Raw genomic sequence first — 13724 nt, forward strand, 5'->3', positions numbered from 1 at the left:
TCGGGGTCTCCGCCGGGTTCAGTGACAGGATGCGTCGGCATTGCCGTTGCGCAGCGCGATCGGTGCGCGCGAGGTGGGCATGTCCAGCGCGCTGGCCACGCGCTCGACGAACACCTCCCAGTCCAGCATGCCGGACAGCGTCGTGACATATCCGCCATCGCGCACGAATACCAGTGCCGGCCAGCGGATGGAACCGTAGCGGCGGGCGATCGCGTCCTCGTGTTCGCGCCGCGCCACGCCGACGCGGAAGCGTTGCGGAAAGCGGGCCAGCAGCTCCGGCAGCACCACCGCCACGTCCAGTGCCTCGGGAAAACGCACCGGATCGCCAACCAGGAAAATGATGCGGTCGCCGCCTTCGGCCGCCCACGCGGCCACATCGTCACTGTCCAGCCACTGCGCGCCATGCGCGCTCACCAGGCGGTCCACCAGCGGCGGTATCGCCACCGGTGCCCCCACCTGCAGTGGCAACGTGGCGCCCGTCTGTTGCAGCTCGGAACTCATGCCTGCTCCTTTCCATGAGAGCGGCCGCCGGACAGCGACCGCAGAAAATCCATATCCATGGCCGACGGCAGCGCGAACGATGCATCGCCCTCGCCGCCCGAACCGCGCATGGCGGACTCGACCAGATCCAGCGTCGCCTCGATCTCGCGCGCGCGTTCGGCGCCGATGCGCGACTGCGCGCTGTCGAGGAAGACCAGCAGCCAGTCGCCGACGGCGACCTCGCCCACCAGCGCGGTACGCACCCGCTGCCGGCCGAGCCGGCCGTCGCACCAGGCGTGGCCCGGGTCGATTGCGGTCACCTGCATCGGAATGCCCAGGCACATGGTCAGCGCCCGCCCGGCATGAAGCGCTCGTCGCCGTGGCGGCAGGCGGCGTCCGCCGGCGGACGGTCCGCCTCGTAGCGCGCCAGATCCAGTTCGGCAAAGGTGATGCGCTCGCGCTCGGTCAGCGGGGTGCGCCGTACGCGCGGCCGGGCGCCCCAGCGCGCCAGCGCGGCGAGGCCCAGACGCAGCGCCTCGTCCATCGCCTGGCGCACCGGTGCGCTGAGGCTGCCGCCGTAATCCTCGAGCACCGCGGGCTGACAGCCGATCAGCAGCACCTCGCGCGGATAGCGGCCGGTGAGCTGGGCCAGCATGAGCACCTCCTGGAAGCCGGTCTGGTGCAGGCTCATCTTCTTCGCACCCATGAAGCGCGGCACCTCGTCGTCGACGATGCAGCGCAGGCTGCCCGGCGCCAGGCCGTAGTCGATGGCGTCGAAAATGAGCAGGCGGTCGGCTGCCTGCACGTGCTGCACCAGGTAGAGCCCCTGCGTGCCGCCGTCGATGAGCTGCACGTCGGGTCCTCCTGCCGCGGAATCGATGGCGTCGCCCGCCGAGGTCCCTTCGGCGCCCAACTCCCAGCCTTGCTGCAGCGCTTCGACACAGCGCACACCGAAGCCTTCGTCGGCCCACAGCACATTGCCGATGCCGAGCACGACGATGCTGTCACCACCGGGGTGACAGGCGATTCCGGACGGATGGATGCGCATGGTGTGATGACTCCGTAACGGTCAGTGAGCCGCGCGCGGCAGGGCGGCGGGTTCGGCGCGCAGGGTCTTCCACGCATGGAAGCTGTCCCAGGCCGACTGCATGGCGAGCAGCAGGGCGGTATCGGTGCCGAAAAGCAGTGCGCAGCGTATGGCGGTGTCGGGTGTCAGCGCGCGCTGGCCGTGCACGATTTCATGCAGGCGCCGGCGCGACATGCCGAGCGCGCGCGCGGCTTCGCTCTGCGTCAGGCCCAGCGGCGACAGGAAGTTGCGCTGGAGAAAGCGCCCCGGATGCCACGGCGCCCGCACCGGAATGCCGGCTGGCAGGTGCGGACGACGCAGCGGTCCGGGGCGTGAGGAGGACACGGTTCAGTCCTTGAAGGTGCGGTGACCGGAAATCATGGTGCTCACCACGCTGGAGCGGCCCATGATGTCTTCGCGTATCGCCGCATAGACATGCAGGATGACGAACACGACCAGCGCCCACATGCCGAGGTGATGCCAGGTGTGCACATCCTGCGACTGGCCGAACAGCGGGATCACCCAGCCGAACAGCCGCTCCTGCCACGATCCCATCTGTGCGCCCTCGCCGTACAGCGCGAAGCCGGTGACGATCATGAACAGGGTGATGAGCAGGAAGCCGAAGAACATGGCGAAGCGCGCCAGCGGGTTGTGGCCGACATAGCGGCCCGGACGCGGACTGATGAAGGCGTACCACTTGAGCATGCCCAGCACCTCGACCCAGTAGGCACGGGTGAATACCGGCACCGAGAACAGCTCGCGCGCGTGGTGGTTGCCGGCGAGCGCCCAGTAGGCACGACCGATCAAGCCGACCGCCAGCACATAGCCGGCACTGAAATGCGCGAAGCGGATGTAGCCCATCAGGTAGTTGGCACTGGCCTCGCCCGGCTGGGTCGGCAGCGGCGAGCCGATGAAATAGCCGGTGATGGCCAGCACCGTGATGGCCAGCGCATTGATCCAGTGCCAGGCGCGCACCGGCGCTTCATAGACATAGACCGACTTGATCGAGCGGCCGTGCGCGACCGCACCTTCATCGATGCCGGTGGCGTGCGACAGCTTTTCCGAGGTACTGGCTGACATGGCGGTTCTCCCGGTGACTGCGATCAGACGCGCGTGGCGAGCATGAACAGACCGGCGGCCGCGAACAGCGCCGCCTGCGCCCGCCACAGCCAGCCGCCGCGGGTGGCGAGGTGTGCGCCCAGCGACAGACCGGCGCCGTGCAGCAGCGCCGAGGCGGCCATGAAGCCGGCGACATAGGCGAGGAAGGATGCGCCGGGCACCCACTCGGCGCCGTGCGCCACGCCATGCAGCAGGCCGGCGACCGCAGTGACACCCAGTCCGGCCGCCTGCGGCAGACGCGCGCGACCGGCGAGCAGCAGGCCGAACAGGGCCACGCTCAGCGCGGCACCCGTCTCGGTCAACGGTACGGCGCCGAAGGACAGGCCCAGCAGCGCACCGGCGAACAGGGTGAGCATGAACAGCGTTGGCGCGACCAGCCGGCGCGATGGCGGCAGCGCGGCGGCCGACCACAGACCGACCGCCAGCATGGCGAGCAGGTGGTCGAGGCCGGAGAGCGGGTGCGTGAAGCCGGCAGCGAAGCCGCCGACATGGCTGTGCGCGACGGCCGCCTCATGCGCCTGGGCCACGCCCGCCGCCGCGAGCAACACGGTGGCGAAGGCAGCACGGCGGATCGGGGACATGTTCATGTTTCCTCCTTCGTGTTCTTGTCGGGTGGGTCCGGTGACGATGGCGCCGGGGCGTTCAGCGCACCTTCACGGTGGTCAGTTCGCGTCCGTCCTCGCTCATGACATGGGTGGAGCAGGCGAGGCAGGGATCGAAGGAATGCAGGGTGCGCAAGATTTCCACCGGCTGTTCCGGATTCACCATGGGCGTGTTCATCAGGCTGGCCTCGAAGGCGCCGATCTGGCCCTTGGTGTCACGCGGACTGCCGTTCCAGGTGGTGGGGACCACGCACTGGTAGTTCTCGATGCGGCCGTCCTTGATGCGTATCCAGTGGCCCAGCATGCCGCGCGGCGCGGCCACCGTGCCCACGCCCTTGGCCTCCTTCGGCCAGGTGCTGGGATCCCATTTCTCGACATTGGCGGTGCTGGTGTCGCCCGCCTTGATGTTGCCGACGAGCTGCTTGAAGTCGTCATACATCATTTCGCCTGCGTACTGGCTTTCCAGCGCGCGCGCCAGCGTGCGGCCTATGGTGGTGGGCAACAGCTGCTTCGCGGTGAACGCGGTTTCCGGCAGGCCCAGCGCCTTCGGGATGGCGCTGTTGATCGCGATCGCGGCGCCGTCGATCTGTTCCTTCACGCGCTGGCACCACTTGTTGCCCTTGCTGGCGTGCGCATAGCCGAGGATGTAGCGCGACAGCGGGCCGACCTCAACCGCGTGACCGCGCCAGCGCGGCGACTTGATCCACGAGTATTTCGCGCTTTCGTCGATTTCCTCGATGTTCGTGCGCGTGCCCTTGGTTCCCGCGCCCAGCTCGAAATTCGGCTCGGTCACGCCATCCCACGGGTGCAGGCCCTTGCTTTCGTCGGCGTACTTGTACCAACTGTGCGCGACGAATTCCTGCACCTGTTCCGGATCGCGCGGGTCGATTTCGTGGATTTCGTCCCAGTTGCCATTGAGGATGACGCCGCCCGGAAGCTGCTGGGTGGCGTGATCGTACGGCACCTTCTCGTAGGTGCCGTAGTCGGCCACATTGGTCGCCGACAGGCCGCCGCCGTACAGCCAGCCCGCCTGCTTGTAGATCGTGCCGATGGCCAGCACATCCGGGATGTAGACCTTGTTGTTGAACTCGATCATTTCCTTGATGCGCGCCTCGACGAAGTTCAGCCGCTCCATGTTGATCGGCGCGCCGGCGGCGCCGGTGCCGTCGAGGTTGATCGCGCACGGCACACCGCCGACCAGATAGTTCGGGTGCGGGTTCTTGCCGCCGAAGATGGTGTGCACCTTGACCCACTCCTTCTGCAGGTCGAGCGCTTCGAGATAGTGGGTGACCGCCATCAGATTGGCTTCCGGCGGCAGCACATAGGCCTTGCTGCCCCAGTAGCCGTTCATGAACGGACCGAGCTGGCCGCTTTCGACGAACTTCTTCAGGCGGTTCTGGATGTCGCGGAAATAGCCGGGCGAGGACAGCGGATGCGACGGCGACACCAGATGCTGCAGTTCGCTGGTCTGCTTCGGATCGGCCTTGAGCGCGGACACCACGTCCACCCAGTCCAGCGCATGCAGGTGGTAGAAATGCACCACGTGATCGTGCACCTGCAGCGTCTTGGCCATCATTTCGCGGATCAGGTGGGCGTTCAGCGGGATCTTGATGCCCAGCGCATCCTCCACCGCGCGCACCGACGTGAGCGCATGACAGCCGGTACAGACGCCGCAGATGCGCTCGACGAAGGCCCAGGCGTCGCGCGGGTCGCGACCCTTCAGGATGACTTCCAGGCCGCGCCACATGGTGCCGGTGGACACCGCGTTGCGGATCACGTTGTTCTCATCGACATTCACTTCGCATCGCATGTGGCCTTCGATGCGGGTGACCGGATCGACGACGATGCGCCGGCCGGAGTCGTCCATCTTGAAGCCCTGAGTTTCGTATGCACCCATCTTCGTGTTCCTTGTCTGGCGGCGGGACGGTCCGCGCCGCCCTCACGGCGGACGCGGCACGGCCGGCACTTACTGTTCTGTGGTGGAGGTGGCGTCCTGCTTGACCGACGCGCGCTTGATCGCCGATACCGCGGCGTGCGCGGCGACTGCCGCGCCGACCACACCGGCGGCGGTGGCGCCGACCTGGTCGGCATTCGCTTCGATGCCGAAGGCGTGGATGTCGGTCAGGCGGTCGTAGAACGAACCCTTGTCCCAGAAGCCGTCCTCGGAACAGCCGATGCAGCCGTGGCCGGCCTGGATCGGGAAGCTGGTGCCTTCATTCCAGCGCACGGTGGAACAGGCGTTGTAGGTGGTCGGGCCCTTGCAGCCGACCTTGTACAGACAGTAGCCGCGACGCGCCGAATCGTCGTCCCACGCTTCGACGAACTGGCCAGCGTCGAAATGCGGGCGGCGGTAGCACTTGTCGTGGATGCGCTGGCTGTAGAACATCTTGGGCCGCCCCTGGCGATCCAGTTCGGGGATGCGGTCGAAGGTGAGCATGTAGGTGATGACGCCGGTCATCACCTCGGCGATGGGCGGACAGCCCGGCACCTTGATGATGGGCTTGTCGAAGATCACCTTGTGCACCGGCGTGGCCTGGGTCGGGTTGGGCTTGGCCGCCTGCACGCAGCCCCAGCTCGCACAGGACCCCCAGGAAATGATGGCCTTGGCATCCTTGGCCACATGGGTGAGCTGGTCGATGAAGGGCTTGCCGCCGATGATGCAGCTCATGCCATCCTGGTTCAGCGGCGGGTTGCCCTCGACCGCCAGGATGTAGTTGCCCTTGTACTTGGTCATGATCTCCTCGAGGATGGCTTCCGCCTGGTGGCCGGCGGCGGCCATCAGCGTGTCGTCGTAATCGAGCGAAATCATGGACAGCACCACATCCTTGGCCAGCGGATGGGCCGAGCGTATGAAGGACTCGGAACAGCAGGTGCATTCCAGACCGTGCAGCCACAGCACCGGCGTGCGCGGCTTGGTTTCCATCGCGTGCGCGATCTGCGGCACGAAGGCCGGACCGAGCCCGAGCGAGGTGGCGGTCAATGAACAGTACTTGAGGAAACTGCGGCGCGAGATGCCCTGGCGACGCATCACCTCGTAGAAGGTTTCCATCCTGCTCTCCTCTCTGCGGCTTCTTGTTGTCGGCGGTCCCCGGCGGTGACCGGGCGGTGGAGAGGACTAACAAGGAGCGGGCCAGCCGCCTTTATGGCGGCGCAGCAGGCGCTTGATTCAGATCAAGTCTTTGTTCCGGCGTGCGAAAGTTATGCAGTCCGTCACGAACGCCTGTTTGCCTGACGCGGCTGCGCCGGTCACTGCGCTGCCAGAGATGACGCTCAGGTGGACGCCGGGCTGTCGGTTGACCGCGGCAGATCGAGCGTGAATTCGGCGCCGCCTTCGGGATGGTTGCGCGCGGACAGCCGGCCGCCATGCTGTTCGACGATGCCATAGCTGATGGACAGCCCGAGCCCGGTGCCCTTGCCGACCGGCTTGGTGGTGAAGAAGGGTTCGAAGATGCGGGACAGATACTGTTCCGGAATGCCCGGGCCGTTGTCGCGCAAGGTCATGCGCACGCGGTCGCCCTCCACCGCGCAGGCGATGTGCAGACGCGCCGTGCCGCCCGCCGCGTCACCGGCGGTGCCGGCCGCATCGCAGGCGTTCTGCAGCAGGTTCATCACCACCTGCTGCAACTGGCCGGCGCTGCCCTGCACGATGCAGGCCTCGCCCGGCTGCCAGTGCAGTTCCACCGGTATCGCGCGGCCCTTGCCGGTCCAGTGCAGCGCACGGTCGATCACCGCATTCAGATCCACCGCCTCGCGGCTGCCGGTATCCATCGCCGAAAAGCGCTTCAGGCCATTGACGATGTCGGCGGTGCGCTGTGCGCCCTCCACCGTGCCTTCGATCAGCGACGGCAGGTCGGCCAGCGCATGTTCGATGCGCAGGCGCTCGCGCAGATCGGCCAGCGCTTCCCCGGACACCCCGGCATGCACCGCGTCGATGTAGCGGCCCATGCGTTCGCCGTACTTCTTCAGCGCATGCACATTGCCGAGCACGAAGCTGATCGGGTTGTTCAGCTCGTGCGCCACGCCGGCCACCAGACGCCCGAGCGAGGCCATCTTTTCCGAGTGCAGGAGCTGCTGCTGCGCCCGTTTCAGCGCCTCATGCGCCTCGCGCAGTTCGTGATAGGCGCGCTTCAGTTCGGCCGTGGGCCGGCCGACCACCACGGTGCCGGCGCGCCGCCCGTTGCGCGCGAAACGCGGCGTCAGGTTGGCATCCACCGGTACCGGCCGGCCTTCGGCATCGACCAGGTTCAGTTCGCTCGCCTGGCCGCGGCGCGATGCCTGCGCATCGGCCAGGAAGCGCTTCATGCGCTCGACGCTGTCGGCGTCGGCCAGCAGCGCGAATACCGGCATGCCGTGCAACTGGTCGTCGCTGCGGCCGACCAGCTCGCACAGCGCGGCATTGGTTTCCTCGATCTCGCCGCCTTCGTTGCACACCAGCAGCACATCGGACATCGCCGACATGATGCTGAAGATGAACTGCTGCGACTCTTCCAGCTCGACGTTCTTCTGTTCCAGCGCGATTTCGTCGCTGACGAGCTGCGAATACACCTCGTCCATGCGCTGGATCACATCCAGCCAGGTGGCTTCGTCCACGCCGTCGATGGCGCTGCGGGCGGTGAGCGGATGGTCCGGCGCGATACCGGCTTCCTTGCGTGCGTCGGACATGGCGGCACGGTGGGTCATTCGGTGATCGCGGTACGGTAGCACGTCGGCGCGCACCGTTGCCGCGCAGCCGGGAATGCCCCTCATCCAATGCGGTTAACCGCGTGCAGTCCCGGATCCCGGGCCTACACTCGCGCCTTCACCGTGTGGAGGAGGACGCATGATGGGCAATCTGTTCACGCAGGACCCACAGGTGCGCGACGCCGTGAAGCGCATCGCCGAATGTTCGCGCGGCCGCGCCTGGTCCGACATCGTGGACGCGGAGGGCCGGCAGTATGTCGATTTCGTCATGGAAGGCGGCGGCGTACTCGGCATTTCGCTGCTCGGCTATGTCTATGCGCTGGAACAGGCCGGCATACGTCTGCTCGGCATAGGCGGCACGTCGGCCGGCTCCATCGTTGCGCTCATCCTCGCCGCGCTCGGCCGTGCCGACCAGGCCAAGGCGGAACGCGCGGTCGACATCCTGGCCGCCATGCCGATGGCGTCCTTCATCGACGGCGACGGCGACGCGCGCGACTTCACCCAGGCCATGCTGGCGAAGTCCGGTCCGGCCAAGCTGCTGTTCAAGGCCGCGCAATGCATCGACAACCTGAAGGAGGACCTCGGCCTGCACCCGGGCCGCAAGTTCGAAAACTGGCTGTCGGACGTGCTGGCCAAGCAGGGCGTGCGCACGCTGGGCGACCTGGAGGCGGTATTGCAGCAGGTGCCGCCCGGACTGAAGCACCGGCTCGACGATGCCGCCTTCAGGGGCGACCGCGAGTGCGGCCGCCTGGTCATCATCGCCGCCGACATTTCCACCGAAACCAAGGTGGACTTCCCGCGCATGGCGCCGCTGTACTGGACGGACCCGGCCAAGGTGAATCCGGCCCGGCTGGCGCGCGCATCGATGTCCATTCCCTTCTTCTTCCATCCCTTCACGGTCGATGTGCCGCAGGGCGAGGAATCGCGCAAGCGCTGGGAAGAACTGGCGAGCTATACCCACCCGCTGCCGAAGAAGGCGATGTTCATGGATGGCGGCATCATGTCCAACTTCCCGATCAACACCTTCCACGTGAAGAACCGGGTGCCGCACGCGCCCACCTTCGGCGCCAAGATCGGCTTCGACCGGCGCGCGCGCGACGTGACGAAGCCAGCGGCACTGATAGGCGCGATATTCGATTCCGCCCGCCACACGCTGGATTACGACTTCATCGTGAGCAATCCGGATTACCGGCAGCTTGTGGCCAATATCGATGTGGAGGACAGCCACAACTGGCTGAACTTCGAAATGGCGGACGACGAGAAGCTGCAGCTTTTCGTGGCCGGCGTGAAAACCGCGGAAACCTTCCTGTGCGGCGAGCCGGGCAAGAGCACGGGCTTCGACTGGGAAGGCTACAAGAATCTGCGTCGCACGCTGGCCGCAGCCGGGGGCTGACCGGCGCGGCGCGCGATCAGCCGCGGCGACCGAACAGGAAGCCCCGGCGCGACGGGCTGGACAGGCCCGTCCCGTCCTCCACGGCCGGCGGCGCGCGGCGGGCACGCTCGAGCACGGCGCGCGCCGCCGCCACCGCCAGCGCCTGGCTGGCGAAATCGTGCAGCGGCGAAAACAGCGTGTGCACGTCGAAAGTGCCCAGCATGGCATCGTGCGCGGCGACGAATTCGAAGCGCTCGTGACCCAGCGTGAGCCAGCGCGCCTCGCCCACGCGCCATGCCGCGTCCTCGCGCACCAGCGGCAGACGCACCAGCAGGATGGACCAGGGCGTGACCAGCGCGCCTTCCAGCCGCTCCGGCTGCGGGCCGGCGGGCAGGGCGAGGAAATCGACCCGCTCCACATCGAGCGCCTCATTGCAGGGTGGCAACGTGCTGCGCGCACCCTCCGCCTGCCGCCGGAATACGGCTTCGAGCGCGGACAGGCGGTAATCCACCATGGGGTCGGGCAGCGCGGGGTCGGTCATCGTGAGTGCGGAGGGCGGAGGGCGGAGGCAGATCGCCATTGTCGGTCAAGTCGGCCCGGGCGGCGGAACCGGTGCGGCAGGTGCGAAGCCATGACGGAATTCCGTCATGTCGACACGCTGCGGCGGTGGATTAGAATGCTCGCCCTCCGGACGGCGAAAGGCCGCTCCGGACCCCAGCCCGCCGGCGCTGGCGGCCGCCACGAACGGCCGCGCGGACCGGCGTTCCGGCCGGTCGTGCGACCGGCCCTTTCGATTGACGGAGATTCACCGTGCCCAGCCTGCTTCCCCATGTCGACCCGCAAGGTCTGCTCGAGTACTCGGTCGTCTACACCGACCGGGCGCTGAACCACATGTCCGTCGCCTTCCAGGGCGTCATGAAGGACATTTCCCGCGTCCTGAAGCAGGTCTACAACGCCCGCTCCGCGGTGGTCGTTCCGGGCAGCGGCACCTTCGGCATGGAAGCGGTGGCACGCCAGTTCGCCACCGACCGCAAGGTGATGGTGCTGCGCAACGGCTGGTTCAGCTATCGCTGGACGCAGATCTTCGACATGGGCCGCATCCCGTCCGAGCAGATCGTGCTGAAGGCGCGCCAGACCGAAGCCGGATCGCAGAAGCCGTTCGCGCCGGTGCCGGTGCAGGAGGCGGTGGCCGCCATCCTCGAACACAGACCCGCCGTGGTGTTCGCGCCGCAGGTGGAAACCTCGGCCGGCATGCTGTTGCCGGACGACTACCTGAAGCAGATCGCCGCCGCGGTGCGCGAGGTCGACGGCCTGTTCGTGGTGGACGCGATCGCCGCTGGCACGCTGTGGGTGGACATGGCCGCGCTCGGCATCGACATCGTGGTGAGCGCGCCGCAGAAGGGCTGGAGCGGTTCGCCGTGCGCCGGCCTGGTCATGCTGGGCGAACGCGCCCGCGCGCGCATCGACGCAACGACCAGCACCAGCTACGCGGCCGATCTGAAGAAGTGGCTGCAGATCATGGAAGCGTACGAGAGCGGCGGCCACGCCTATCACGCCACGCTGCCCACCGACGGCCTGGTCCAGTTGCACCAGGTCATGCTGGAAACCGAGCGCTTCGGTTTCGACAAGGTGAAAGCCAACCAGATCGAAATGGGCCGCCGGATCCGCGCGCTGCTCGAAGCCCGCGGCTTCGCCAGCGTGGCGGCGGAAGGCTTCCAGGCGCCGTGCGTGGTGGTGAGCTATACCAGCGACCCGGATATCCAGTCCGGCAGGAAGTTCGCCGCACAGGGCCTGCAGATCGCTGCCGGCGTGCCGCTGCAGTGCGACGAACCGGCCGATTTCCGCACCTTCCGCATCGGCCTGTTCGGCCTGGACAAGCTGCAGAACGTCGAGCGCACGGTGGCCAGCTTCAAGGACGCGCTGGACCGCATCAGCGGCTGACGCACTCGAGCGCGCCGGCCTTCGGCCAGCGGCCGGGCGAAACGCCGAAGCGCTGCGCGAAGCGCCGCGTGAAGGCGCTCTGGTCGGCGAAACCGGTGGCGGCCGCGACATCGCTCAGCGCATGGCCGCCCTCGGCCATCAGCGTGAGCGCGGCATCCAGCCGAAGACGCGTGAGGTAGCGGTGCGGCGGACAGCCGAACGCTTCCGCGAACAGGTCGTGGAAGCGGCGGGGGCCATAGCCGAAACGGGCCGCCAGCGCCGGCAGCGTCGGCAGTTCGCCGACATGGGCGCGCAGCCAGGCATCGATGCGCGCGACCGGAAAGCGCCGTGCGTCGCCGGGCCGCGCATCCCGCGCCGGCGAGCCGTCCTGCAGCCGTTGTGCCAGATCGTCGGCGAAACGCGCGGCCAGCATCCAGTGCGCAGGTCGCGACACCCGCCGGCCCTGCACACCCAGCAAGGGGCGGACCCGGGTACGCAGGCGCTCGTCGATCACGAAGCCTGCGGTGCGCTCGAACAGTGCGGCGGGCAGCGCGACGGAATCCGCCGGCAGGTCGACCACGAGCTGCCGGTTCTCGCCCAGGCCGCGGTAATCGTGACGGGTGCCGGCCGGAATGAGCAGGCCGGCGCCCGCATCCACCCGGTGCAGATGGCCCTCGACCTCGAGTTCGGTCCCGCCTTCGCCACCCAGCACGACCTGATGGAAGTCATGCGCATGCCCGGCCGGTTCGGCCTCGTAACAGCGGGTATCGACGTTGGGATCGGCGGTATGCATGGCGGTGCGGCTGACGATGTTGGCCGTATGCTCAGCGACGCCGGCACAGTAGCACGCCGACCAGCGTGAGCGCGAAGCCCGCCATCTGCACCGCATCCAGGCTTTCGCCGAACAGCAGGGCGGCCTGCAGCGCCGCCAGCGGGGGGGCCAGCAGCACCAGCACGGTCACCCGCGCGGCCGACCCGCGGCGCACCATCCACACCAGCAGGGTGCTGCCCACCGCCGACAGGCCGAACACCGCCCAGGCGAGCGCGCCCCACAGCGCGATGCCGGGCACCCACAGGGATTCGCCCAGCAGCGCGGCCGCCAGCGCGCACACCAGGGCACCGCCCGCGTTCTGTACCGACGACGCCGCGAACAGATCGGCCGCTGCGAGAGATGTCTTCTGGATCAGCGTGCCCGCGGTGATGGCCGACACCGACAGCAGCGCCACCGCCACCACCAGCGGCGACAGCGCCTGCGGCCCCGCCGCGGCCAGACGCGGCGCCAGTACCAGTGCGACACCGGCCACGCCGGCCAGCACGCCGGGCCAGAAACGCGGCGCCACGCGCTCGCCGAACAGCCGGCGTGCCGCCAGCGCGGTCAGCACCGGCTGCAGCGTGGCGAGCAGCGCCATCACCGCAGGCGACAATCCATGGGCGACCGCCCAGTAGCCGCCACCCATGTACGCGCCCTGCAGCAGCGCGCCCGCCAGCAGATGCAGCGGCCACTGTGCGCGCGCCGGCCACGGCGCGCCGGTGGCGCGCGCGATCGCGGCAAACAGCGCGGTGGTGGCGACGAAGCGGGCCAGCAGGAAAAGGTTGGGATCGGCGACGCCATCTATGGCCCGCGCGACGACAAAGCCGGTGGACCAGACGAGCACGAACAGCGCCGGAGCGAGCATGGACAGCATGACGGACAGGTCGCGACAGACAAGGCGCGCAGTCTGCCGGGTCCGCCGCGCGGCTGTCTTGTCGAAAACTGCAATCGCCGGAAACTGTGCTCCCGAGTCGATGATGTCAGGGCGCCCTGCGATCGATCCGGCATGCGGCACGACCGACGGCCGGCTCTGCGCCGGCGAGACAGCGTGGCCGAGGACATGGATCGCATCGTGCACCGCGATCGCCCCTTGCGCGAGGAGCGGGACGATGTGGGGCCTGTGCATGCGGACGGGAGCGCCACCCGCGCCGCCGGCCGCGATGCCTCTTATCATCGCGGCTTCGCACCTCACGGAGGCCCGATGTGAAGACTTTCCTGCCGAGCGCGGTGGCACTGGCCGGCGCATTGCTGAGCATGTCGATCATGGCGGACACGCGTTCGCCCAGGGACATCGCGGTCGCTTTCTTCGACCTGGCTTTCGTGCAGCGCAAGCCGGTGGAGGCGGCAAAGAAGTACATTTCGCCCGAGCGCTACATCCAGCACAGTCCGGGCGCGGGCGACGGCCGCGAGGAATTCATCGACGGCGTCGCGCACTACATATCGATCTCGAAATACCGTTGCGACATCAAGCGCGTGATTGCCGAAGGCGATCTGGTGGCGATCCACAGCCACTGCCGTAACGACCCGGACGATCCTAAGGACCGCGGCTCGGCGCTGGTGGACATCTTCCGCGTCGAGAACGGCTGGCTGGTCGAGCACTGGGACGTAGACCAGCCGGTGCCGGCGAAGTCGCACAACGACAACACCATGTTCTGAGCCGCTCCCACAACAGCT

15 protein-coding genes are annotated in these 13724 nt (G+C 67.9%); 3 read left to right on the forward strand and 12 right to left on the reverse strand.

Annotation, left to right across the window (positions count from 1 at the left end):
* Window positions 1-18: 18 nt before the first annotated feature.
* From A3Q7_RS0114060 to A3Q7_RS0114100, 9 genes are all read right to left on the reverse strand, one after another.
* Window positions 19-501, reverse strand: coding sequence for a thioredoxin domain-containing protein (locus tag A3Q7_RS0114060; protein ID WP_018412536.1), 483 nt, complete (start codon window positions 499-501; stop codon window positions 19-21).
* The gene (locus A3Q7_RS0114065; protein ID WP_018412537.1) at window positions 498-824 is read right to left on the reverse strand and encodes a HypC/HybG/HupF family hydrogenase formation chaperone; all 327 of its coding nucleotides are present in this window, start codon (window positions 822-824) and stop codon (window positions 498-500) included. The genes A3Q7_RS0114060 and A3Q7_RS0114065 overlap by 4 nt, the downstream gene beginning before the upstream one ends.
* 2 nt (window positions 825-826) lie before the next feature.
* Window positions 827-1528 carry a HyaD/HybD family hydrogenase maturation endopeptidase gene (locus A3Q7_RS0114070; RefSeq protein ID WP_018412538.1) on the reverse strand — a complete coding sequence of 234 codons (702 nt, stop codon included), beginning with the start codon at window positions 1526-1528 and terminating at the stop codon, window positions 827-829.
* Between the two features lie 21 nt (window positions 1529-1549).
* The gene (locus tag A3Q7_RS0114075) at window positions 1550-1891 is read right to left on the reverse strand and encodes a HigA family addiction module antitoxin (protein ID WP_232417983.1); all 342 of its coding nucleotides are present in this window, start codon (window positions 1889-1891) and stop codon (window positions 1550-1552) included.
* 3 nt (window positions 1892-1894) lie between these two features.
* A complete protein-coding gene (gene cybH / locus A3Q7_RS0114080) occupies window positions 1895-2626 on the reverse strand; it encodes a Ni/Fe-hydrogenase, b-type cytochrome subunit (protein WP_018412540.1) in 732 nt (243 codons plus the stop codon).
* 23 nt (window positions 2627-2649) lie between these two features.
* Window positions 2650-3252 carry a HupE/UreJ family protein gene (locus tag A3Q7_RS0114085; RefSeq protein WP_026224840.1) on the reverse strand — a complete coding sequence of 201 codons (603 nt, stop codon included), beginning with the start codon at window positions 3250-3252 and terminating at the stop codon, window positions 2650-2652.
* Window positions 3253-3307: 55 nt separating this feature from the next.
* Window positions 3308-5164, reverse strand: coding sequence for a nickel-dependent hydrogenase large subunit (locus tag A3Q7_RS0114090; protein ID WP_026224841.1), 1857 nt, complete (start codon window positions 5162-5164; stop codon window positions 3308-3310).
* Window positions 5165-5233: 69 nt separating this feature from the next.
* Window positions 5234-6316, reverse strand: coding sequence for a hydrogenase small subunit (locus A3Q7_RS0114095; RefSeq protein WP_018412543.1), 1083 nt, complete (start codon window positions 6314-6316; stop codon window positions 5234-5236).
* 221 nt (window positions 6317-6537) lie between these two features.
* The gene (locus A3Q7_RS0114100) at window positions 6538-7929 is read right to left on the reverse strand and encodes a sensor histidine kinase (protein WP_026224842.1); all 1392 of its coding nucleotides are present in this window, start codon (window positions 7927-7929) and stop codon (window positions 6538-6540) included.
* A 157-nt stretch (window positions 7930-8086) separates the two neighbouring features.
* Here A3Q7_RS0114100 and A3Q7_RS19945 point away from each other — a divergent pair, with 157 nt between their 5' ends.
* Window positions 8087-9340: a patatin-like phospholipase family protein gene (locus A3Q7_RS19945; RefSeq protein WP_018412545.1), complete on the forward strand. Its 1254-nt coding sequence runs from the start codon at window positions 8087-8089 to the stop codon at window positions 9338-9340.
* A 16-nt stretch (window positions 9341-9356) separates the two neighbouring features.
* Here A3Q7_RS19945 and hybE read toward each other — a convergent pair whose 3' ends face one another.
* A complete protein-coding gene (hybE, locus tag A3Q7_RS0114110; protein ID WP_018412546.1) occupies window positions 9357-9860 on the reverse strand; it encodes a [NiFe]-hydrogenase assembly chaperone HybE in 504 nt (167 codons plus the stop codon).
* Window positions 9861-10129: 269 nt separating this feature from the next.
* Between hybE and A3Q7_RS0114115 the strand changes: the two genes are divergently transcribed.
* On the forward strand, window positions 10130-11260 hold the full coding sequence (locus tag A3Q7_RS0114115) for an aminotransferase class V-fold PLP-dependent enzyme (RefSeq protein WP_018412547.1): 1131 nt from the start codon (window positions 10130-10132) through the stop codon (window positions 11258-11260).
* On the opposite strand, the gene A3Q7_RS0114120 is transcribed toward A3Q7_RS0114115, so the two are convergent.
* Together A3Q7_RS0114120 and A3Q7_RS0114125 are read right to left on the reverse strand one after the other, a co-directional pair.
* Window positions 11250-12032 (reverse strand): helix-turn-helix transcriptional regulator, encoded by a 783-nt coding sequence (locus A3Q7_RS0114120; RefSeq protein ID WP_018412548.1) that lies wholly within the window; start codon window positions 12030-12032, stop codon window positions 11250-11252. The two genes, A3Q7_RS0114115 and A3Q7_RS0114120, sit on opposite strands and share 11 nt — an antisense overlap.
* Before the next feature lie 31 nt (window positions 12033-12063).
* The gene (locus A3Q7_RS0114125; RefSeq protein WP_026224844.1) at window positions 12064-12924 is read right to left on the reverse strand and encodes a DMT family transporter; all 861 of its coding nucleotides are present in this window, start codon (window positions 12922-12924) and stop codon (window positions 12064-12066) included.
* Window positions 12925-13253: 329 nt separating this feature from the next.
* Here A3Q7_RS0114125 and A3Q7_RS0114130 point away from each other — a divergent pair, with 329 nt between their 5' ends.
* Window positions 13254-13706 (forward strand): nuclear transport factor 2 family protein, encoded by a 453-nt coding sequence (locus A3Q7_RS0114130; protein WP_018412550.1) that lies wholly within the window; start codon window positions 13254-13256, stop codon window positions 13704-13706.
* The last annotated feature ends 18 nt before the right edge of the window (window positions 13707-13724 follow it).

Source organism: Methyloversatilis thermotolerans, assembly GCF_000372885.1.
In the GTDB taxonomy this organism is placed as follows: domain Bacteria; phylum Pseudomonadota; class Gammaproteobacteria; order Burkholderiales; family Rhodocyclaceae; genus Methyloversatilis; species Methyloversatilis thermotolerans.

What these genes read in the sequence shown, in the direction of transcription:
- hybE (WP_018412546.1), bottom strand. Translation starts at nt 9,860, where the DNA reads ATGACCGACCCCGCGCTGCCCGACCCCATGGTGGATTACCGCCTGTCC.
- A3Q7_RS0114120 (WP_018412548.1), bottom strand. Translation starts at nt 12,032, where the DNA reads ATGCATACCGCCGATCCCAACGTCGATACCCGCTGTTACGAGGCCGAA.
- A3Q7_RS0114085 (WP_026224840.1), bottom strand. Translation starts at nt 3,252, where the DNA reads ATGAACATGTCCCCGATCCGCCGTGCTGCCTTCGCCACCGTGTTGCTC.
- A3Q7_RS0114095 (WP_018412543.1), bottom strand. Translation starts at nt 6,316, where the DNA reads ATGGAAACCTTCTACGAGGTGATGCGTCGCCAGGGCATCTCGCGCCGC.
- A3Q7_RS19945 (WP_018412545.1), top strand. Translation starts at nt 8,087, where the DNA reads ATGATGGGCAATCTGTTCACGCAGGACCCACAGGTGCGCGACGCCGTG.
- cybH (WP_018412540.1), bottom strand. Translation starts at nt 2,626, where the DNA reads ATGTCAGCCAGTACCTCGGAAAAGCTGTCGCACGCCACCGGCATCGAT.
- A3Q7_RS0114065 (WP_018412537.1), bottom strand. Translation starts at nt 824, where the DNA reads ATGTGCCTGGGCATTCCGATGCAGGTGACCGCAATCGACCCGGGCCAC.
- A3Q7_RS0114060 (WP_018412536.1), bottom strand. Translation starts at nt 501, where the DNA reads ATGAGTTCCGAGCTGCAACAGACGGGCGCCACGTTGCCACTGCAGGTG.
- A3Q7_RS0114070 (WP_018412538.1), bottom strand. Translation starts at nt 1,528, where the DNA reads ATGCGCATCCATCCGTCCGGAATCGCCTGTCACCCCGGTGGTGACAGC.
- A3Q7_RS0114125 (WP_026224844.1), bottom strand. Translation starts at nt 12,924, where the DNA reads ATGCTGTCCATGCTCGCTCCGGCGCTGTTCGTGCTCGTCTGGTCCACC.
- A3Q7_RS0114100 (WP_026224842.1), bottom strand. Translation starts at nt 7,929, where the DNA reads ATGTCCGACGCACGCAAGGAAGCCGGTATCGCGCCGGACCATCCGCTC.
- A3Q7_RS0114090 (WP_026224841.1), bottom strand. Translation starts at nt 5,164, where the DNA reads ATGGGTGCATACGAAACTCAGGGCTTCAAGATGGACGACTCCGGCCGG.